General features: G+C 64.8%; 22 protein-coding genes. 9 read left to right on the top strand and 13 right to left on the bottom strand.

Annotated elements, in window-relative coordinates; genetic code table 11:
• The first annotated feature begins 267 nt into the window (after positions 1-267).
• From CWS35_RS03625 to CWS35_RS03615, 3 genes are all read left to right on the top strand, one after another.
• Positions 268-1,041, top strand: coding sequence for a ferredoxin--NADP reductase (locus CWS35_RS03625; protein WP_050630970.1), 774 nt, complete (start codon positions 268-270; stop codon positions 1,039-1,041).
• A gap of 220 nt (positions 1,042-1,261) precedes the next feature.
• Positions 1,262-2,131 (top strand): patatin-like phospholipase family protein, encoded by an 870-nt coding sequence (locus CWS35_RS03620; protein WP_024581584.1) that lies wholly within the window; start codon positions 1,262-1,264, stop codon positions 2,129-2,131.
• A 240-nt stretch (positions 2,132-2,371) separates the two neighbouring features.
• Positions 2,372-3,997 (top strand): FMN-binding glutamate synthase family protein, encoded by a 1,626-nt coding sequence (locus tag CWS35_RS03615; protein WP_024581585.1) that lies wholly within the window; start codon positions 2,372-2,374, stop codon positions 3,995-3,997.
• 137 nt (positions 3,998-4,134) lie between these two features.
• Here the strand turns inward: CWS35_RS03615 and CWS35_RS03610 are convergent, their stop codons facing one another.
• The 10 genes from CWS35_RS03610 to CWS35_RS03570 all read right to left on the bottom strand — a co-directional run bounded on the left by CWS35_RS03610 (position 4,135) and on the right by CWS35_RS03570 (position 12,896).
• Positions 4,135-5,604, bottom strand: a complete 1,470-nt coding sequence (locus CWS35_RS03610; protein ID WP_100950812.1) for an FAD-dependent monooxygenase — start codon at positions 5,602-5,604, stop codon at positions 4,135-4,137.
• Positions 5,605-5,818: 214 nt separating this feature from the next.
• The gene (locus CWS35_RS40545) at positions 5,819-6,136 is read right to left on the bottom strand and encodes a cation diffusion facilitator family transporter (protein WP_371682834.1); all 318 of its coding nucleotides are present in this window, start codon (positions 6,134-6,136) and stop codon (positions 5,819-5,821) included.
• Complete coding sequence (locus tag CWS35_RS03605) at positions 6,133-6,762, bottom strand: cation diffusion facilitator family transporter (RefSeq protein ID WP_371682833.1); 630 nt, start codon at positions 6,760-6,762, stop codon at positions 6,133-6,135. Before CWS35_RS03605 ends, CWS35_RS40545 begins: the two co-directional genes overlap by 4 nt.
• Positions 6,762-7,070, bottom strand: coding sequence for a hypothetical protein (locus CWS35_RS03600; RefSeq protein WP_024581588.1), 309 nt, complete (start codon positions 7,068-7,070; stop codon positions 6,762-6,764). The genes CWS35_RS03605 and CWS35_RS03600 overlap by 1 nt, the downstream gene beginning before the upstream one ends.
• A 346-nt stretch (positions 7,071-7,416) precedes the next feature.
• A complete protein-coding gene (locus tag CWS35_RS03595) occupies positions 7,417-9,405 on the bottom strand; it encodes a carbohydrate porin (protein WP_100950810.1) in 1,989 nt (662 codons plus the stop codon).
• 310 nt (positions 9,406-9,715) lie between these two features.
• Positions 9,716-9,964, bottom strand: coding sequence for a hypothetical protein (locus tag CWS35_RS03590; protein WP_100950808.1), 249 nt, complete (start codon positions 9,962-9,964; stop codon positions 9,716-9,718).
• The gene (locus tag CWS35_RS03585; RefSeq protein WP_100955990.1) at positions 9,961-11,619 is read right to left on the bottom strand and encodes an NRAMP family divalent metal transporter; all 1,659 of its coding nucleotides are present in this window, start codon (positions 11,617-11,619) and stop codon (positions 9,961-9,963) included. Before CWS35_RS03585 ends, CWS35_RS03590 begins: the two co-directional genes overlap by 4 nt.
• Before the next feature lie 37 nt (positions 11,620-11,656).
• Positions 11,657-11,947, bottom strand: a complete 291-nt coding sequence (locus CWS35_RS03580; RefSeq protein ID WP_024581592.1) for a hypothetical protein — start codon at positions 11,945-11,947, stop codon at positions 11,657-11,659.
• Positions 11,931-12,362, bottom strand: coding sequence for a phosphoribosyl-ATP diphosphatase (hisE, locus tag CWS35_RS03575; protein WP_157817066.1), 432 nt, complete (start codon positions 12,360-12,362; stop codon positions 11,931-11,933). Before hisE ends, CWS35_RS03580 begins: the two co-directional genes overlap by 17 nt.
• Before the next feature lie 249 nt (positions 12,363-12,611).
• Positions 12,612-12,896: a hypothetical protein gene (locus tag CWS35_RS03570; RefSeq protein ID WP_100950804.1), complete on the bottom strand. Its 285-nt coding sequence runs from the start codon at positions 12,894-12,896 to the stop codon at positions 12,612-12,614.
• Positions 12,897-13,232: 336 nt separating this feature from the next.
• On the opposite strand from CWS35_RS03570, the gene CWS35_RS03565 reads away from it, so the two are divergent.
• Positions 13,233-13,502, top strand: a complete 270-nt coding sequence (locus CWS35_RS03565; protein ID WP_100950802.1) for a metal-sensing transcriptional repressor — start codon at positions 13,233-13,235, stop codon at positions 13,500-13,502.
• 134 nt (positions 13,503-13,636) lie between these two features.
• On the opposite strand, the gene CWS35_RS03560 is transcribed toward CWS35_RS03565, so the two are convergent.
• Entirely contained in the window at positions 13,637-13,900 is a 264-nt protein-coding gene (locus CWS35_RS03560; protein ID WP_100955988.1) for a hypothetical protein, read from the bottom strand.
• Positions 13,901-14,043: 143 nt separating this feature from the next.
• Positions 14,044-14,850, bottom strand: coding sequence for a creatininase family protein (locus CWS35_RS03555; protein WP_100950800.1), 807 nt, complete (start codon positions 14,848-14,850; stop codon positions 14,044-14,046).
• Between the two features lie 145 nt (positions 14,851-14,995).
• Here CWS35_RS03555 and CWS35_RS03550 point away from each other — a divergent pair, with 145 nt between their 5' ends.
• The 5 genes from CWS35_RS03550 (at position 14,996) to CWS35_RS03530 (ending at position 19,521) form a co-directional block, all read left to right on the top strand.
• A complete protein-coding gene (locus CWS35_RS03550; RefSeq protein WP_100950798.1) occupies positions 14,996-16,027 on the top strand; it encodes an ABC transporter substrate-binding protein in 1,032 nt (343 codons plus the stop codon).
• 224 nt (positions 16,028-16,251) lie between these two features.
• Positions 16,252-17,058 (top strand): ABC transporter ATP-binding protein, encoded by an 807-nt coding sequence (locus CWS35_RS03545; RefSeq protein WP_100950796.1) that lies wholly within the window; start codon positions 16,252-16,254, stop codon positions 17,056-17,058.
• Positions 17,055-17,843 carry an ABC transporter permease gene (locus CWS35_RS03540; protein ID WP_100950794.1) on the top strand — a complete coding sequence of 263 codons (789 nt, stop codon included), beginning with the start codon at positions 17,055-17,057 and terminating at the stop codon, positions 17,841-17,843. The genes CWS35_RS03545 and CWS35_RS03540 overlap by 4 nt, the downstream gene beginning before the upstream one ends.
• Positions 17,843-18,826, top strand: coding sequence for a 2-hydroxyacid dehydrogenase (locus tag CWS35_RS03535; protein ID WP_024581601.1), 984 nt, complete (start codon positions 17,843-17,845; stop codon positions 18,824-18,826). The genes CWS35_RS03540 and CWS35_RS03535 overlap by 1 nt, the downstream gene beginning before the upstream one ends.
• Positions 18,826-19,521 (top strand): AprI/Inh family metalloprotease inhibitor, encoded by a 696-nt coding sequence (locus CWS35_RS03530; RefSeq protein WP_024581602.1) that lies wholly within the window; start codon positions 18,826-18,828, stop codon positions 19,519-19,521. Before CWS35_RS03535 ends, CWS35_RS03530 begins: the two co-directional genes overlap by 1 nt.
• 28 nt (positions 19,522-19,549) lie before the next feature.
• Here the strand turns inward: CWS35_RS03530 and CWS35_RS03525 are convergent, their stop codons facing one another.
• Positions 19,550-19,738, bottom strand: coding sequence for a hypothetical protein (locus CWS35_RS03525; RefSeq protein WP_024581603.1), 189 nt, complete (start codon positions 19,736-19,738; stop codon positions 19,550-19,552).
• Between the last annotated feature and the right edge of the window lie 26 nt (positions 19,739-19,764).

Genomic DNA, 19,764 nt, shown 5'->3' with positions numbered 1-19,764 from the left:
CGCAGCAATTAATTGCCAGATCGGCGCTGATCTCGGCAAGTATATTACGCGCGTCGCCGCGTGTTAACGATGTCGTGGTTGAACCTCCGCGCGAAATCGAACGACTGCCATTCTGAGATCGCAATTGCACGCCAGTTGATCTTGACTATCTCTCCCATAGGCGCAATGGACACGCGAGATCTTCAATGATTTCGGCCACTTTTGCGTCGTCGCGGGCAGTCTAAATCAAACCATTCTAAATCTGGTCAATCGAGAAAACGAAAACACATGAGCGCGTTCTATCGAGAGAAGGTTCTTTCCGTTCAGCACTGGACCGATACGCTTTTCAGCTTCCGAGCCACCCGCGATTCCGGTTTCCGCTTCCAGAATGGCCAGTTCGCCATGATCGGACTCGAGGTCGATGGCCGGCCGCTGCTGCGCGCCTATTCGATGGCGAGCGCCAATCACGAGGAAGAGCTCGAGTTCTTCTCGATCAAGGTGCAGGACGGCCCGCTCACCTCCAAGCTCCAGAAGATCCGCGAGGGCGACACCATCCTGGTCGGCCGCAAGGCGACCGGTACGCTGATCACCGACAACCTGATTCCCGGCAAGCGGCTGATGCTGCTGTCGACCGGCACCGGCCTTGCGCCGTTCGCGAGCCTGATCAAGGACCCCGAGGTCTATGATCGCTACGACCAGATCCTCCTGGTGCATGGCTGCCGCCAGGTCTCCGAGCTCGCCTATGGCGAGGAGCTGGTCGCCAAGCTGCGCGACGACGAACTGTTCGGGCCCATGCTGTCCGAGAAGCTGTCCTACTATCCGACCGTGACGCGCGAGCCGTTCCGTAACCGCGGCCGCATCACCGACCTGATCACCTCCAACCAGCTGTTCACCGACCTGCATCAAGGGCCGCTCGACATCGAGACCGACCGCATCATGATGTGCGGCAGCCCCGCGATGCTGGAAGAGTTGAAGCAGCTGTTCGAGACCCGTGGCTTCAAGGAGGGCAGCGGCAACACGCCCGGTCACTTCGTGATCGAGAAGGCGTTCGTCGAGCGTTAATCGGTGTCGTCCCGGCGCAGGCCAGGACCCATTACCACCACTCTCTGTTTTGCGAAGGCTGGGGCCCCATCGGGCTCCAGCCTTTAGCATTTGTGGTTATGGGTCCTGGCCTTCGCCTGGACGACGGCTGTGCAGGTGGCGTGCACCGTTTTTCCTTTGCTATAACCCTCCCAACGCCGCGCAGCCGTTTCCCGAACGCGGCGACCCGAGGAGCCGCAGCTTGTCCATCACCAATCCGGATGCGCCGAAGACTGCGTTTGTATTCGCCGGCGGCGGCAGCTTTGGCGCGGTGCAGGTCGGCATGCTGCAGGCGCTGGCCGCACACGGCGTCGTTGCCGACATGGTGGTCGGCTCCAGCGTCGGCGCCCTGAACGGCGCATTCTATGCCGGTGATCCCACCGTCTCGGGCGTCGCTCGGTTGGCCGACATCTGGCGCCATTTGACCCGGCAGGATGTGTTTCCGGTGACCTGGCGGACGCTGGTGAGCTTCCTGTGGCGGCGCGACTTCCTGATCTCGCATGAAGGCATCCGCCGTCTGATCGACGACTACATCCCGTTCCGCAATCTCGAGGACGCCCGGATGCCGATCCACATCGTCACCACCGACATCATCAGCGGCGACAGCGTGGTGCTGTCGGAAGGCTCGGCGGCGGAAGCGATCGTGGCCTCGACCGCGATCCCCGGGGCGTTCACGCCGGTGCACTACCGCGATCGTTTCCTGGCCGATGGGGCGATCTCCAGCAACACACCGGTCCGCGTCGCCGTGAAGCATGGGGCGAAACGCCTGATCGTGCTGCCGACTGGACACGCCTGCGCCAATCAGGCGCCGCCGGTCGGTGCGCTTGCCAACGCGCTGCATGCGCTGACGCTGCTGATCGCGCGGCAACTCGTCAACGAGCTCGAGAATATCGGCCCCGACGTCGAGTATTTCGTGGTGCCGCCGCTCTGTCCGCTGGTCGGCTCGCCCTACGATTTCACCCGGACTGCGGACCATATCGCACGCGCGCGCGATACCACCAACGAATGGCTCGCGAGCGACGGCCTGAAGCCGGGCCACATCCCGCACGAATTGCAGCCGCACGACCATTGAGGTCGGGGGCTCTCAACCTCTCCCCGCAAGAGCGGGGCGAGGGAGCACCAGCGAGTGCGCGGCCGACTTCGTTGCACTGCAATAGGGATTAAGTTGAACGATCATGGCGCTCGCACCCGCCCATCCGGGCGGTTGTCACATCTGTGACCGACCGGCCGTATTACCGTGTAGCGCTGGTTCCGCGAGTTGGATTAGGCTCGCGACCGACAGGGTATCCAGGCAGACCGGCTGAGGGGTTCTATGGACACGATGCTGCTTCCGTTCTCGCCGCGCTTCATCGTGCTGACGATCTGCGCCGTCGTCACCGCGCTGCTGCTGCTGGTCGGGATTTTCGATCACAAGGTCTTCAAGATCGTCCTGATCCCGCTGGTCATCTTCGGCGCGCTGACATTGCTCGGTATCCGCGACCTCACGCAGAAGAGCCACGCAGTGCTGCGCAACTACCCGATCTCGGCGCATGTCCGCTTCCTGCTCGAGGAAATCCGCCCCGAGATGCGGCAGTATTTCTTCGAGAGCGAGAAGGACGGCATGCCGTTCTCGCGCGACACCCGCGCGGTGGTCTATCAGCGCGCCAAGATGGTGCTCGACAAGCGGCCGTTCGGCACCCAGGAGGACGTCTACCGCGAGGGCTATGAGTGGATGCACCACTCGGTGGCGCCGAAGCCGAAAGCCGACGAGAAATTCCGCATCACCATCGGCGGCCCCGATTGCACCAGGCCGTATTCGGCCTCGGTCTTCAACATCTCGGCGATGAGTTTTGGCGCGTTGAGCCCGAACGCGGTGCGGGCCCTGAACGCCGGCGCCAAGAAGGGCGGCTTCGCCCATGACACCGGCGAGGGCGGCGTCAGTCCGTATCACCGCGAGATGGGCGGCGACATCATCTGGGAGATCGGCTCGGGCTATTTCGGTTGTCGCAACCGCGACGGCACCTTCAATCCGGACGAGTTCGCGCGGGTCTCGAGCGACGACCAGATCAAGATGGTTGAGCTCAAGATCAGCCAGGGCGCCAAGCCCGGCCATGGCGGCGTGCTGCCGGCCGCCAAGGTCTCCGAGGAGATCTCCAAGATCCGCGGCGTGCCGCTCGGCGAGGACTGCATCTCGCCGGCCTATCACAAGGCATTCTCGACACCGATCCAGATGATGGAATTCGTCGCCAACATGCGGAAGCTGTCCGGCGGCAAGCCGGCCGGCTTCAAGATGTGCATCGGCCATCCCTGGGAATTCCTGGCGATCTGCAAGGCGATGAAGGAGAGCGGGCTGTATCCCGATTTCATCGTGGTCGACGGCAACGAAGGCGGCACTGGCGCGGCGCCACTGGAGTTCATGGACCATTTGGGCATGCCGATGCGCGAGGGCGTCAATTTCGTCCACAACGCGCTGGTCGGTATCGGCGCGCGCGACCGGATCAAGATCGGCGCCTCCGGCAAGATCGCGACCGCCTTCGACATGGCGCGCGCGATGGCGATCGGGGCCGACTGGTGCAATTCGGCGCGCGGCTTCATGTTCGCGCTGGGCTGCATCCAGTCCCTGAGTTGCCACACCGATCGTTGCCCGACCGGCGTGACCTCGCAAGATCCGGTTCGCAACCGCGCGCTCTACGTGCCGGACAAGAGCGAGCGGGTGTACAATTATCACCACTCGACCCTGCACGCACTGACCGAGCTGCTCGCGGCCGCCGGCCTCGAGCATACCCAGGATCTGCGCCCGATCCACTTCTCGCAGCGGACTTCGACCACCGACGTCCGCTCCTTCGCGCAACTCTACCCGGCGCTGCGCCCGGGCGAGTTGCTCGAAGGCACGCAGGATCCGCGCTTCCGCGAAGCCTGGGCGATGGCGCGCGCGGATTCGTTCCAGCCGGCGGGGTAGGGCGCGGGCGAAGAAATCAGGCACTCTTGTGCGATCCCGTCATGCCCGGCCTTGTGCCGGGCATCCGCGTCCTTGTCTTGGGTGATCCAGGAAAACGCGGATGGCAGGGACAAGCCCGGCCATGACGAAGAACTCTATCAACCAAGCGGCGCGCCGAACCATCTGGTCAGTGCCTCGGTGAGCCCCGTCTGCGCCTGCTCGCCGACCCACGCCACATAGCCGTCGGGCCGGACCAGCACGGCGGCCGGTGCCGGCACCGTTCCGATCGCGGGAAGCTCCCACGGGCCGGCGTAGCCGGCATCGACCGACTGAACGCGATCGGTCCAGCCGGCGATATCGACGCGGTTCGGCGCGGCGAAATTGAGCAGCACGGGTTGCGCCCAGTGCAGCAGCATGAAGAGCTGTACGGGACCGTTCGCGGTAACGAGGTCGAGATCCGGCATCCGGCGTCCGAGCAACGGATGGCCATCGCCGAGATCGTAGTGCAGGTCGAGGCCCGACATCATCGCGACAAATCGGCGGCGCGGCTCGTCCATGCGCAATAGGTCGGAGACGACCTCGTTCAGCGCCTTGCTGCGCGCGTCGGTGCGGCTGAGCGCGACATGCGCCATGGTGTTGCGCAGCACGCGGGCCGCCACCGGATGTCGTTCGGCCTGATAGCTGTCGAGCAGGCTATCCGGCGATATCTGCTTGACCACCTGGGCGAGCTTCCAGCCCAGATTCACCGCGTCCTGTACGCCGATATTGAGGCCCTGTCCGCCCATCGGGGGATGCACATGGGCGGCATCCCCGGCCAGCAGCACGCGCTGCCTGCGATAGGTCGCCGCCTGCCGGGTCATGTCGGTGAAGCGCGAGATCCAGACCGGATCATGGATGCCGAAATCGGTGCCATACGCGGCGGCCAGCGTCTCACTGACGTCGCGCAGGGTCGGCTCTCTCTCGGTGCCGAGCTGCCGCTCGGTCAGCACCACACGCACGCGCGTGGTGTCTTCCACCTTGCCGATCGCATAGGTGCCGGTGTCGTCCTGGCGAAAGCCCCATTGCGGTTCGCTGGACATCTCGGCCTCGGCGATCAGCCAGCTTCTGGTCGGATCCCATCCGGCGAATTCGATGCCGGCCGCCTTGCGGACGATGCTCCGGCCGCCGTCGCAGCCGACGAGATACTGTGACCGGATGCTCTCTCCATCCGACAACGCGACATCGACGCCGGCCTCGTCCTGCGTGAAACCGGTGACGTCGCACGCGCGATAGATCGGCACGCCGAGCTCGCCGACCCATTCGCCGAGAATGCGCTCGATACGGGTCTGGAACAGCCCGAGCGTGAAATTGCGCCGGGTCGGAAAGTCGGTGATATCAAGCGGAACCAGATGCGAGTGGAACAGCACCGCCGGATGGCGCGTTCCCGCCGCGACGAATCGATCGCCGATGCCGCGCTGATCGAGCACCTCCATGGTCCGCGCATGCAGGCCGCCCGCCCGCGAGCCGGTGAGATCCGGGCTCGCCCGCCGCTCGACGATCGCGACATCGATCCCGGCCAACATCAATTCGCCCGCCAGCATCAGCCCGGTCGGCCCTCCGCCGGCAATCACCACATCATGTTCCCGCATTTCGCATCCCCTCGGTTCGATCGATTGGGCGCGCTTTCTACGGGATGACCCCGGGCTTGCGGCAAGCCCGGGGGGGCTACATATATTTGAGTGGGAAGAGGATGACTGCCCGATCCCATCCGTCAGGTGTTGCAGGGAACCAATGGCCCGGATGAAGCAGGCCGGGATTCATGCGCACGTCAATCCTGATGCCCTGGATTCGGTTGCTGCGACTTCACTCTGATTGGACGGCCGCGTTGTCGTGCGTGGCCCGCTCCTCCGGCTCCACGTGAATCGTCGTCATCGCTCCTTCGAACCGGTCCTTGATTCCCGCTTCGATTCGATCGCAGATTTCGTGCGCGCGCCCGGTGCTCATTTCAGCTGGTACGACGAGCTGAAATTCGACAAATAGTGCCTTGCCGGCGTGGCGCGTCCGCAGGCCGCGAGCCTCGATCGCACCGTCCGCATTGCGGGCGATCGCCTCCTTGATCTCCGCGACATCCTCGGCGGGCGCGGATTCGTCGAGCAGCCCGCTGGTGCTTTCGCGAATCACGCCCAGCCGCTCCACAGAACGTGGAGGGCGACCAGTGCTGCGATCACGGCATCGAGTTCGATGATGCCCGTGACGACGACGAGGACAACGCCGACAAGGACGCCGACGGACGTCGCCACGTCCGCCATCAGGTGCTTCCCGTCCGCGACCAGTGACACCGACTTGTGGATCCGTCCCTGACGGATCAGGAACAGGCTCCAGCTCAGATTGAACGCGGTTGCTATTATGCTGACGGTCAGACCGGGGCCCGCCGACTCGATCGGTTTGGGCGATACGAAGCCTCCATACGCCTCCTTCATGATGGCGATCGCGGCCGCGACGATCATGACACCGACGACGACGGCGGACAGATACTCGGCCTTATGATGACCGTAGGGATGCTCGGCGTCAGGCGGATTGGCCGCGATCTTGACTGCAATGATGACGGCCGCCGCGGTCGTGATGTTGATGATGCTTTCGATCGCATCCGAATACAGCGCGACGCTTCCGGTTATCACATACGCGATGTACTTGATCGCGAACACCGAAGCGCTGACGATGAAGCTTCCGATCGCAATCTTGAGCGAACGATCGAGGCTGCGTCCGGGCGCACGGACAGGTATCGGCTCGTCGATCACCCTGAACATCATACGGCTCCCTTGCCGAAATAGGATCGTGCCGAATCCATCGCGGGTTTGCAGGAGGGCGCGGCCTCCTGCACAATCTGTTCCGGCGTCTTCCTCGCCAGCCAGACGTCGAGCGCGACCACGACCGCCCATTGCGGATCTTCCGTTGCACGTCGCACTGCCGCGGGCAGCGACGACTTCGTGCACTCGGTGATCTCAGCGACGGTCTGCGGCGGTACGCCCGCCCTCACGAGGCGGTTGGAAATCTCGGTCTGCAAAGGATCGAGGATCAGTGTCTGGACGATGAAGTAGACAATGCCATTCAGCATGGTTGCTCCCCGGCAGCAGTATGCGAGCGATGCAACCCGAAATCGCGCAAGCTGCCGATGAAGCCTGCGCGAGAGCGGTCCGAAGCTCCGTTACGCCGCAAATATGGAGATCGCCGAAGAGCGTCAACCGATCTGTTTGCAAAGGATTTGCATGAGCAAGGTCGTGCGAAGCGTTCGCATCGCACGCACCAGCAACATTGGCTTTTTCCGTCAGGAGCTGTGACTGCGGCATCACTATGTCGCAGTCCTGTCTGCGGCCGGATCGTCGGCTGCGGCGTCAATTGCCCGGCGGGGGCGGCATCATATTACCGGCTTTTGCCGATCCGCTGACGCCGCCACAGCAGACTCAGAACTCGCCGTGCAGGCGGCCGGAGAAGATGTGCACCGGGCCGCGGTCGGCGTTGTAGGCGGGGTTGGCGATGAACTGGTAGTCCGCCGTCACCGTCAGGTGCTTGTTCACCGAGTAGGCGTAATAGCTCTCGAAGATGCCTTCGTTGCGGTAGTTGAGCGCGCCGTCGCCGATCAAGAGGCCGAGGCCGCCGGCGGCGAGGTAATCACGGTGCGAGGCCGACAGTCCGTTGATTGCGCCGCCGATGCCGATGGTGTCGTCCGGCCGACCCCACCGGCTGCCCTTGATCGACACACCGCCCGAAAGGCTGCGGTCGATGTCGGTGAATGACAGGATCTCGTTCTGGCCGTCGTTCCAGCTCAGCCGGCCGAACAGGCCGACATCGGTCGCGATCTGCTGCTCGGCATTGAGGTAGAAGCCGTACTTCAGATTGTCCTTGCGGATGCTCGCCATCACCGCGTTGATGTCGAGCGTCGGGTCGCTGGCCACGATCGCGAGCGCCTGGCTGTAATTGCCGGTGAAGCCGCGATTGCCGAACACGCCGACGCGCAGTTTGCCGGGCTGGTCGAAGATCGAATAGCGCCCCTCGAATTCGACGACGGCGCCGCCGGTCTTGAAGGTCAGGACGTCGCTGTTCGGTGCGTCCGGCACCTGGAACAGGCCGGCGCGCACCGCCCAATCCTTGCGGTTGAGCTCGGCCACCGCGCCGCGGGTATAGCCCGGCAGGTCGGCCGGGAAGTCATAGGCGGCGGACGCCCACATAGCCCAGTTCATGAAATCGGCGCGCGGGTCCTTGGCGTAGGAATTGCCGTCGAAGAAATCGCCGATCGCAAACCGCCCGACGATCAGGGTCAGGCGATCGATGTCGCGCTTGCCCGCGATCTGGTTCGGGCCGTCAGGGACGTCTTCCTGCTCGCCGCCGAAGCCGAAGGTCTGCTTGATGTAGTAGCGCTGCGGCCGGATCCTCGGATACTCGGCGCCGGCCTTCTGTGCTTCGCCGTTCGGGAAGCCGGCGATGCCGAGCGTGCCGTTGAGGCCGAAGCCCTGGGCGGTTTCCGGATTGAAGTAGAGCTCGCCACCTTCCCAAAGCTTGACGCCGACGAACGCGGTCGTGGTCCAGGTCTGCTGCACCTGTCCACCGGCCGGAAGGCTGTTGGTGCCGGCATAGGCCGAACGAATGGCAGGGTAGCCCTGTCCGATCAGGGTCGTCTGGCCATGGATCGACCAATTGTCGGAGTCGGGCAGCCGCGGCTGGGTCGGCGTCGCCGACCATGGCGAGTCGCCGAGCTGGTAGTTCAGGCCGAATTTCAGCAGATGAATCCGCGGGTCGATGGTGACACCGGGCATGCCGAAATCATTGAGCCCGAGTGTCCGGCGCGACAGGTCGACATATTCGTACTCGATCTTGGCGGTCCAGTTGCCGCTCAGCGCGAACTCGGCGCCGATACCAGCGGTCCATCCGGTCTGGTACTGTCCAGGCTCGGAGACGACGTTGCCGGAATCGTCATTGACCCTGACCTGGGTGTGTCCCCAGGCGAAGCCGCCGGTGATATAGGGCATCCAGCTGCCAAAGCTGTAACCGGCGCGGCCACGCACGGTGCCGAGATAATCGATCGAGGCGTTGAAGGGGCCGAGCGTGCGGCGCGGCAGGTCGACCGGGCTGACGAAGGTCGCATCGGCCTCGACGCCGAGCACGACGCGGTTGGCGAACTGGTGATTGTAGCCGACCTGGAAGCCGCCGACCCCGCCCGTGACCGTGTGCGGGAGCAACACGCCTTGCAGGGGAAGCGGATTGGTATCGGGACCGAGGCTGCCGTCGCCATAGCCGACATGGCCACCGACGTAGAAGCCGGTCCAGTTGTAGACTGCGGTCATGGCCGGTGACTTCACCGCCATGTCGGCCGCCGCCGCGGGCGTCCCGAAGGCAGCCGCGCCGAGCGCTGCCCCGGCGACGATCGGAGCCCGGAACAGGCGGACGCGGGTCATGCGGCGTTGCCCCTCGGGCGGTTGGAGGTATTCCCTGCCATCACGCCAGATTTGACGGCCGCTTGCCACCCGAGATTTGAAGTCATTGCCCGCCATCCCCGGTCCGATCCGTACCGTCCCATCCAAAACCAGACCAGCACCTAGCACCGTCCGCATTTTGTTGCAAATAATTCGCAGTTGCAGCTGAGGTGTCCCGGGTGCCTCCCGGTGTGCACTGCCTCTATGACAGTCGTGCAACAGGGCAAGGCCCCTTGCGCGGTTCACCTCATTTGGCTGCGCGGGTGTGGCAGTCAGGTCGAGCGCCCGCCGTTCATTCGATGCCGTCATCGTCTTTAGCTTTCGTTGTCGTGGTGAATTCCGGCCGCGACCATCGTCCCAGCACGATCGACGCGCCGGCTCGTTCGAAGGATCGCGCCACTGAGAGCGCCGCGCGGAGCTCGGCGCCCGAGATTGTGCGTTTCAGGTAGAGCGCGGTGGCGCTGCGCAGGATGGCGCTTGCCATCCTGAGCAGCACGATCGCGCCCCATCGCCGGAAGCGGCCCGGCGTGGCTGCGGTCACGCGCCCACCGTGGCCAGCTGGAAGATGCGCAGCAGCACCAGCCCGCCGGCGACCACGAGATAGCCGCGCAGCACGATCATCCAGATCCGGCTCAGCGGGCTGAGCCGCGCCGGCGGCAGCCGATCGAGCGGCGGCATCCGCCAGGTGTCGCGGTTGAACAGCGGCGGCTGGTGCTTGAAGCGGAACGACGCGTTGCGGCGCGACGACATCTCGTACAGCTTGACCAGCGCGGTGACGACGAGCGCAAGCACGCTGCCGCCGATCAGGATGCCGATGATCCATTGTTCGCCGAGGTCGGGGAACAGCACCGCAGCGGTCAGGATCACCGACAGCATCACCAGCGCCGCGACCACCGCGCCGGTGAACAGGTTCAGCCTGGTCGAATTGATCCAGGGTCCGAGGATGTGACGGTCGTTGCAGAGCAGCAGCAGGAATACCGTCGCGCTCGGCAGCAGCACGCCGGCCAGGGTCTGCACTGCGTTGGTGAGCAGCCCAAGCGGTGTGCCCGGCGTCAGCACCAGCGTGGCGGCCAGCACGATCAGCCCGCAATAGACGCCATAGAAGCCTTTGGCGTCCCACGGCTTGCGGTGCAGCGAGTGCTTGACCGCGAACACGTCGCCGATCGCATAGGCCGTGGAGAGGGAGACCGCGGCCGCGCCGATGATGCAGGCATCGAGCAGTGCGAGGGCAAACAGCACCGCCGGCAGCCGCCCGGCGTATTTTTCAAGTCCGACCGCGGTCCCCAGCGCGTCGGTGTAGTTGCCGAATTCCGGCGTCCCGGCAAACACCGCCGCGCAGAACGAGATCATCGCGACCGCGCCAACCACGACCAGCACGATGCCGATGCACAGGTCCAGCCGCTCATAGCGGATGAAGCGCGGCGTGATCCGCTTGTCGACGATGTAGCTCTGCTGGAAGAACAATTGCCACGGCGCCACGGTGGTGCCGACGATGGCAACGATCAGCAGCATCACCTCGCTGAGCTTGGCGCCCTCGGGCATCTTCGGTACGAAGAAGTCCGCCGCGATCTGCCCGACCGGCGGATGCACCATCAGGATGACCGGCACCAGCAGCAGGCTGCCTACGACCAGCACGATGCCGAACCGCTCGAAGCGGCGGAAGTCACCGGTCGAGACCGCCGCCATCACGATGACGGCCGATGCCAGCACGCCCCAGAACTGCGAGACGCCGAGATAGCTGAGCGCCAGCGTGATACCGATGAACTCGGTCACGATGGTCAGCGCGTTCAGCACCAGCAGGTCGATGACGCTGAAGGCGCCCCAGAACTTGCCGAAACGCTCGAAGATCAGCCGCGCATGGCCGACGCCGGTGACGGCGCCGAGCCGCACCACCATCTCCTGGTTGACATAGAGCACCGGGATCAGCAGCAGCAGCGTCCACAGCAGCGTGGTGCCGTAGTTCTGGCCGGCCTGGGTGTAGGTGCCGAACGCGCCGGCATCATTGTCGCCGACCATCACGATCAGGCCGGGGCCGACGATCGCCAGTAGCGTCTTCATCCGTGCCGCGAATGTCGCGCGGGGCGCGACATCATCCTCGGCGATGCTGCCGAGTGCACCATGGATATCGCCGAGATGGGCCCGGTCGAGGACCGCGGTCCTGACCGAGGTGGCGGCGTCTTGATCGGGGGCGTGCATATTCAAGTCATTGACGACGGTCATGACTCATTCCTTCTTACTTGCGTGGTTTGGTTGTTTTGGCTGTTGGAAAGCGGATGATGTTGGTCGCGTCAGGTGCGGGCGCAGGTCTTGCGGCCGGCCGGCGCTTCGGCGCGGCGCCGGCGTCGAAGACCAGGACGATGCCGAGGGCTGCGACATGGCGCACCAAGCCCGCGCTCTCGCTGACGAGACCGATGACGCTGCGCATCACGGGGACGAGCGGATCGTTGGTGGAGCCGGTGGGCCGGACGGTCCGCGCGGCCGTCGGCCGAACCGGCAGCTCGACGATGTCATTTGGCTTGGTCATGGTTGCCTCCCGTCCACTCTGGCGTGGATGGACTCGAATTCCGGTCGCGGGATTTCGGTGGTTTCTCGGCGATCCCGAGTTCGTCGGCACGGCGGCGCATCTCGGCCCACACCGAGCCGGGATCGATCTCGGCGCGATGCCACAATGCGACCAGGTGGTAGAGCAGGTCGGCGCTTTCGCGGACGATGGCCTGCGTGTTGTGCTTGACGGTCTCGAGGGCGACCTCGCCGGCCTCCTCGATCACCTTCTGCGCGATCTTGCGGGTGCTCGCGTTGAGCAGCCTTGCGGTGCGCGGGTGATTGTCCGGCGTCACCGCGGCGAGCGACGCATGCAGCCGATCGAGTTCGCCTTGCGTCCCTGATGCCCTAGCGTGGGGGCCGTCGTTCGCCGGACTTGCACCGGCTTGCCGGCGCAAGCGTCTTTGCCGGCGGTGTATCTCGGTCTCTGTCTGTCTGGCGGTTTCCGTCATAGCTGCTCCGATCGTCTCCGCGCTGCCTGTCAGGCACGGCGCGAGGAACGCGGAGCGGCTTTACACGCGCGCGCAACCTCCGCTGCCGTGAGCAGCGGCATTCTCAAACGTGATGTCGTTCCCCGGAGGGAGTCCCGTTGCGGCGCCGGAACGGCGGGCAACGGGACGTCTAGGTCCTTCGTCCATGTCCGTCCTCTAGGCGCTTGCAGCCATCTTGAGTTCAGCGGCACGCGCGATTGTCATGCGCGGGCCGGAAGGCCGGTCCGCGCATCGCTCACCGTTGGTTGGTTCGGTGGTGGGGTCGACGATCCACCGGGATTCCAGGTGGCCGTCGATCAGGATCCAATGACAGACCGGGGTTGGACGCCGGCGTTCCGCCGGACGGCGAAAGCCCGGCAGGTTGTCATTGGAATGCGTGGCCGGTCGCGGCTCCATGCGCCGCGGCTCGAACGGCCGGAATCTTGCGAGCTTTTCGAACATCGCTCACCTCCACTTCCGCTGTCGCGCGGCAGGCCGGTGAGGAGCGGCGGTCAGCTAAGGCGCGACCACCCATCCACGCAGGCGAGTTCTGCGCGATCAGTCTTGCTGTGTTGCGGCGTCAACAGTCCCGTCGTGGGTCTACTGTCGCCTGAGTTGCTACTGCCCATGTGCCTTCTGTGTTGGCTCGTGGTCGGGTTGGTCTCCGGAGCAGGACCCCGGTGCGGAACGAATGTTCCGACAATCGGGCACTACGCCTGACACAAACGCGTGTCAAGCCGAATCTGCTATCCTCCGGGGAGGATCACGATTATCCTCCGGGGAGGATAGGAGAACCGTATGCCCGATGACCACCCGCACGCTGCGATTGCCCGGCGCCTGAAGCGCGCCAACGGCCATCTCGAGACCATCGTCGAGATGATTGAGCAGGGCAAGCCATGCGCGCAGATCGCCCAGCAATTGCAGGCCGTGGAGAGCGCGATCGAAAGTGCGAAGAAAGCGCTGATTCACGATCACATCGGCCACAGCCTGGAGGAGACGCTGAAGGCGTCAGGCCCGAAGGGCCGCAGCGTGCTGCGCGACTTCAGGCTGATCGCGAAATATCTGTGATCGCAAGCGGCATCGTTGGGCTTTGCAAGGGTTGACCCGTCCGGGAGATCGCCGGGCGGGTCGGTTGCGGCACGGGGTGGATGAGGACCCGCGCCGAACGCAGGATCCGCAGCCTTTAGGCCTGTTCGGGCCGATCAGTAGCAGGAGCGCACGCGGCCGATGTAATTGCCGTAGGCGTCGAACTGGCGCACCCAGACGCAGCGGCGATAGCCGCCGTAGTAGTAGCCGTCATTGGCCGCGATCGCGCTGCCGACAATGGCGGCCCCGACGAGGCCCGCGCCAACGCCCCAGCCCCAGCCATACGGCCTGGCTTCGGCCTGTGACGTGGTGGCCGCGATGCTGCCGGTCACGGCAAGCGCGGTGAGGGCGAGGGCGGCAAGCCTGGTCTTGATCGACATCGGATACTCCATCCTGTTTGAGCGGCGGGCCCGCTATGGTCCGCATGCCCGTTGGACGGAGGCTTTTCGGTTCCGGTTCGAACGCGGTCGCCGAAATATGGTTTCGTGAATTGTTTCGTCGTGGCGATCGGGCCGCGGCGCGGTCACTTGCCGCGCAAGACGCCCGGATCGAACCTGTCGACGTCGGCGAGCAGTTCGCAGAACGCGCGTGCGCCGTGCTCGATCAGCTTCTCGCCTTTCTCGGCGGAGGCCTTGGTCGCATCGCCGATCGCGCCGCTCGGATTGAGGTCCTGCGCCTGCCAGGCGAACGGCGCCGGCCGCTGCGTCGACAGCAAGCGATAATCCTGCTCCAGCTGCACGCTCGCCGGCTTGAAGTCCGCGATCGCCTCCTTGCGCACGGTGTGCGGATATTTCGCCAGCATGATCGAGGTCTCGACCGCGCCGCCATGGATGCCGTGGCGCAATTCGTCGGCGTCGAACAGCCCGTCCGGAGCGCCGAAGCGCGACCAGCTCGTGGTTACCACCAGCATCCCGTGTTGCGCGCGCAGGTCCTGCGCGACGAGCTGCATCGCGGCGGAATTACCGCCATGGCTGGTGACCATCACGAGCTTCTTCAGTCCGGCACGCGCCACGCTCTCGCCAAGCGCCATCCAGCTTCTCAGCGCCACCTCGGTCGGCAAGGTCAGCGTGCCCTCGAAATCGAGGTGCTCGGTTGAGATGCCGACCGGCTGCAACGGCAGGAAGGTCGCCGGGCTGGCCGCCGGCAGCAGCTCGCGCACCCGCGCCAGATAGGCCTCGCCGATCATGACGTCGGTTCCGAGCGGCAGATGCGGCCCGTGCTGCTCGGTCGCCGCCAGCGGCAGCACCGCGATCCAGCGCGCGGCTGCGCCCCCGGCGATATCGGGCCAGTGGATGGCGGTCCAGTCACGGGGCGGAAGCTGAGAAGTCATCGAGGCCGTCGTTTCAATACAAGCGTTTCATTGGATGGATTTGCAGGCTAGTTTATCTGGCATCAGTGAGGCGTTCGCGTCTCCGGGCGCGGTCCACGTCTTCCCGCCTTCCATCATGGGCCATAATGTCAGACGGAGTCCAACCATGATCCGGGCCTTTTTGCCGCGAGCGTTAACCACGGGGTTGCTGGCCGCGGTCCTCGGCGTCGCCGCGGGCTTCGTACCGGCCCGGGCAGAGACCCTGGACAAGGTCTCGTTCGGCACCAATTGGGTCGCCGAGGGCGAGCATGGCGGGTTCTTCCAGGCGGTCGCCGACGGCACCTACAAGAAATATGGCCTCGACGTCACCATCGTGCCCGGCGGTCCCAACGAGAACAACCGCATGCTGCTGATCGCGGGCAAGCTCGACTTCTTCATGAGCGCGAATTCGTTGCAGACCTTCGACGCCGTCACCAACAACGTGCCGCTGGTCGCCGTCGCGGCGATGTTCCAGAAGGATCCGCAGGTCTTCCTGAGCCATCCCGAGGCCAAGGTGAGCAAGATCGAGGATCTCAAGCCGCTGACGCTGCTGGTCTCCAAGGAGGGCATCGTCACCTACTTCCAGTGGATGAAATCGCGCTACGGCTTCAGTGAGAGCAAGGTGAAGCCCTATACTTTCAACGCGCAGCCCTTCATCGTGAACAAGGACGTCGCGATGGAGGGCTATGTCTCTTCCGAGCCCTACGCGGTGGAGAAGGCGGCGGCCTTAAAGCCGAACGTGCTGTTGATCGCCGATTACGGCTTCAATGCCTACTCGACCCTGATCGAGACCCGCCGCGATCTCGTCGACAAGAAGCCGGACCTGGTGCAGCGCTTCGTCGATGCCTCGATCGTCGGCTGGTATCACTACCTCTACGGCGACAATTCGGCCGGCAACGCCATGATCAAGAAGCTCAACCCCGACATGACCGACGAGCTGCTGGCCTACTCGGTCGCCGCGATGAAGGAGCATGGCATCGTCGATTCCGGTGACGCCATCAAGAACGGCATTGGCGCGATGACCGACGAGCGCATGGCCGATTTCTTCGAGAAGATGGTGAGTGCCGGCGTGGTCAAGAGCAATATCGACTATCGCCAGGGTTACACGCTGCGCTTCGTCAACAAGGCGGTCGGCGTCGAGTTCAGGCCGAAGAACTGACGGTGCGGACGCGCGATGAGATTTAGTCCGGACGTTGCAGCGACGGTGCTCCACCTCTCCCCTTGTGGGAGAGGTCGGATTGCATCGCCAGATGCAATCCGGGTGAGGGGTGACGCTCTCACGCGGGACGTATCCGCCCTCACCCGCGCCTGCGGCGCGACCTCTCCCCGGCGGGGAGAGGTGAACTCTGCGGCTCGACCGCGCCCACCAATATCCAGCCGCCGATGGTAGAGAGCATCGTGCCGGAAACCGATGCCAGCAGCTTCGCCGTGCGGTTGCGCGGCGTTACCAAGACCTATGACAGCGGCGTGATGGCGCTGGGACCGCTCGACCTCGACGTCGGCAGCGGCGAGTTCGTCTCGCTGCTCGGGCCGTCCGGCTGCGGCAAGTCCACCGCGCTGCGAATTATCGCGGGCCTCGCCGCGGCGAGTACGGGCACGGTCGAGCTCGCGCATCACGACGTCGAGCGGCGCGGCAGCCACCGGATCGGCTTCGTGTTCCAGGAGCCGACCCTGATGCCGTGGGCCACGGTGCGCGACAATGTGCGGCTGCCGCTCAAGCTTGCCCGCACGCCGGCAGCCGACGCCGATGCGCGCATCGATGCGGCGCTCGATCAGGTCGGGCTCGCCGATTTTGCCAGCGCCTATCCGCGCGAACTGTCCGGCGGCATGAAGATGCGGGTGTCGCTGGCGCGCGCGCTGGTCACCGATCCCGATATCCTCCTGATGGACGAGCCGTTCGCGGCGCTCGACGAGATCACGCGCTTCCGCCTCAACAACGATCTGCTGGCGCTGTGGCGCAATCTGCACAAGACCGTCATCTTCGTGACGCACTCGGTGTTCGAGTCGGTCTATCTCTCGCAGCGCGTGATCGTGATGACGGCGCGGCCGGGCCGGATCGGCGCCGAGTTTCGCATCACCTCGCCGGAGCCGCGCGGCGAGGAATTCCGCACCTCGGCCGAATATGCCGCATTCTGCCGCGAGGTCTCGGGCGCGCTGGCGCCGTCTTATGCGGGGCAGACCGGCGCATGAAGTCTCCGCAAAGCCTCGTCCGCTTCGTGCTGCCGGTCGCGGTGTTCGCCGCTGGCCTCGTGCTCTGGGAGGCGATCGTCCGCATCAACGGCATCCAGCCCTATGTGCTGCCGAGCCCGCTGCTGGTGCTGAAGACGCTGGTCGCGGATTGGCCCATGCTATCGCAATCGCTCGGCGTCACGCTGTTGACCACGCTCGAGGGTTTCGTCGCCGCCGCGGTCGGCGGCGTCGTGCTGGCGCTGTTGTTCAACCAGTCGAAATGGCTGGAATACTCGCTGTTCCCCTATGCCGTGGTGCTGCAGGTCACGCCGGTCATCGCGATCGCGCCGCTGCTGTTGATCTATCTGCAACAGCAGACCGCGGTGATCGTCTGCGCCTGGATCGTGGCGTTCTTCCCGGTGCTGTCGAACACCACGCTCGGCCTCAACTCGGTCGACCGCAACCTTGCCGGATTGTTTCAGCTTTATGGCGCCTCGAAGGTGCAGACATTGCTGTTCCTGAAGCTGCCGGCGGCGCTGCCTTACATCCTCGGCGGCCTGCGCATCGCCGGCGGGCTGTCGCTGATCGGTGCCGTGGTCGCGGAGATCGCGGCGGGCAGCGCCGGCGCCGGCTCCGGGCTCGCGTTCCGGATCGCTGAATCGGGCTACCGGCTGAATATTCCCCGCATGTTCGCGGCCCTTCTGCTGCTATCGCTGGCCGGGATTGTCATCTATGGGTTGCTGGCGCTAGTTTCGTACCTCTTGTTGCGACGTTGGCATGAAAGCGCGTTAGGAAAGGACAGTTGATGGCCCCGATTTCTTCCGAAAAGATCGATCTGCTGATTTACGGACCGATCCGGCCAATCCTCGAAAACGGCTTTCCCGACCAGTATGTGCTGCACAAGGCCGAGAGCCGCGGCGATCTCGAGCGCCTGACGCCTGACACGATGGCCAAGATCCGCGGCATCGCCGTCACCTATCACTCGATGGCGACCGACAAGACCGCGATGGCGCTGTTTCCGAAGCTGGAAATCGTCGGCAGCTTCGGCGTCGGCTACGACCATGTCGATTCCGCCTATGCACGCGATCACAACATCGTGGTCACCAACACGCCGGACGTGCTGACCGAGGAGGTCGCCGACGTCGCGATGGGGCTGTTGATCGCGACCCTGCGCGAATTCGTCAAGGCCGACCGCTATGTGCGCTCCGGCCTCTGGCAGACCCAGAATTATCCGCTCAGCGTCGGCTCGCTGCGTGACCGCAAGATCGGTATCGTCGGCATGGGCCGGATCGGCCAGGCGATCGGGCGCCGGCTCGAGGCCTCGCGCGTGCCGGTCGCCTATCACTCGCGCAACCCGGCGAAGGACGTTTCCTACAAGCACTATCCCGACCTGATCGAGATGGCGAAGGCGGTCGACACCCTGATCGTGATCGTGCCGGGCGGCGCCTCGACTGCGAAGATGATCAATGCCGACGTCCTGAAGGCGCTCGGCCCGCGCGGCGTGCTGATCAACGTCGCGCGCGGCTCCGTGGTCGACGAGCCGGCGCTGGTCGCGGCGCTGAAATCCGGGACCATCCTGGCCGCCGGCCTCGACGTGTTCGCATCCGAGCCGAACGTGCCGGACGAATTGAAGGCGATGCAGAACGTCGTGCTGCTGCCGCATATCGGTTCGGCCTCAGTGGTGACGCGCAACGCGATGGACCAGCTCGTGGTCGACAACATCACGAACTGGTTCGCCGGCAAGGCCCCGCTGACACCGGTTGCCGAGACCCCGGTGAAGGGCCGCTGATGAGATTGTCCCGCTTCAGCGTCGTGCTGCTTGCGCTGCTGGCCGCGTGCGGTCCGGCATCCGCGCAGGATGTCACGACGTTGAAGAAGGACATGATCGGGCAGTGGGAGCTCGCCACCACCGAACGCAGCAAGACATGCGTGGTGACGCTGAAGGGCGATCCGGTGCCGCAAGGCTTCAAGCTCGAGCTGGAGCCGGCCTGCGCCACCGCGCTGCCCTTCACCAAGGACATCACCGGCTGGAGCGTCAAGGGCCTTGGCGACATCGTGCGGCTGCACAACGCGGCGGGCGAGGCGGTGATCGATTTCACCGAGGTCGAGACCGGCATCTTCGAGGGGCTGCGCACCAACGAAGGCGTCTACATCCTGCAAAACCTCGCCGCGGCCCGCTCGCTCGCCAAGTCGATGGACCAGATGATCGGCGATTGGTCGCTGGTGCGCGGCAACGGCCAGGCGATCTGCGCCCTGGTGCTGACCAACACCGAGGCCGGCAACGACAATTTCCAGGTGTTCATGAAAGGCAAATGCGATCCGGCGGTCGCGGCCTTCAACCCGACGCTGTGGCGGCTCGACCATGGCCAGATGATCCTGATGTCGGCCAAGGGCGAGAGCTGGCAGTTCGAGGCCGACGACAACGCCCAGTGGCGCCGCGTCCCCGACAGCGCCGACCCCCTGATCATGCTGCGGGAGCAGTAAGGGATACCTCCATTCGGTGGCTGATCCGCTAGGCGTGGTCGCCGTTCTTGCGAGGCAGGTTCGGGAGCAGCAACAAGAGCGGAAGTGCCAGCGGCCCTATCAGAGCAGCGATCCATGCCCAAGCTTTGAGGCTGCGCCCGCGGTGCCCGGCCATTCGGGCCGCCAGAACGATCGAGGCGATCGAGCCGATGAGGAGGGCCAAGCTCAGTAAGTCCATGATGCATGCTCCGGCGCCAGACCTTG

It is taken from the genome of Bradyrhizobium sp. SK17, assembly GCF_002831585.1.
Lineage (GTDB): Bacteria > Pseudomonadota > Alphaproteobacteria > Rhizobiales > Xanthobacteraceae > Bradyrhizobium.
The sequence above is the reverse complement of the archived record's forward strand: the minus strand, read 5'-3'. Positions and strand labels throughout refer to the sequence as shown.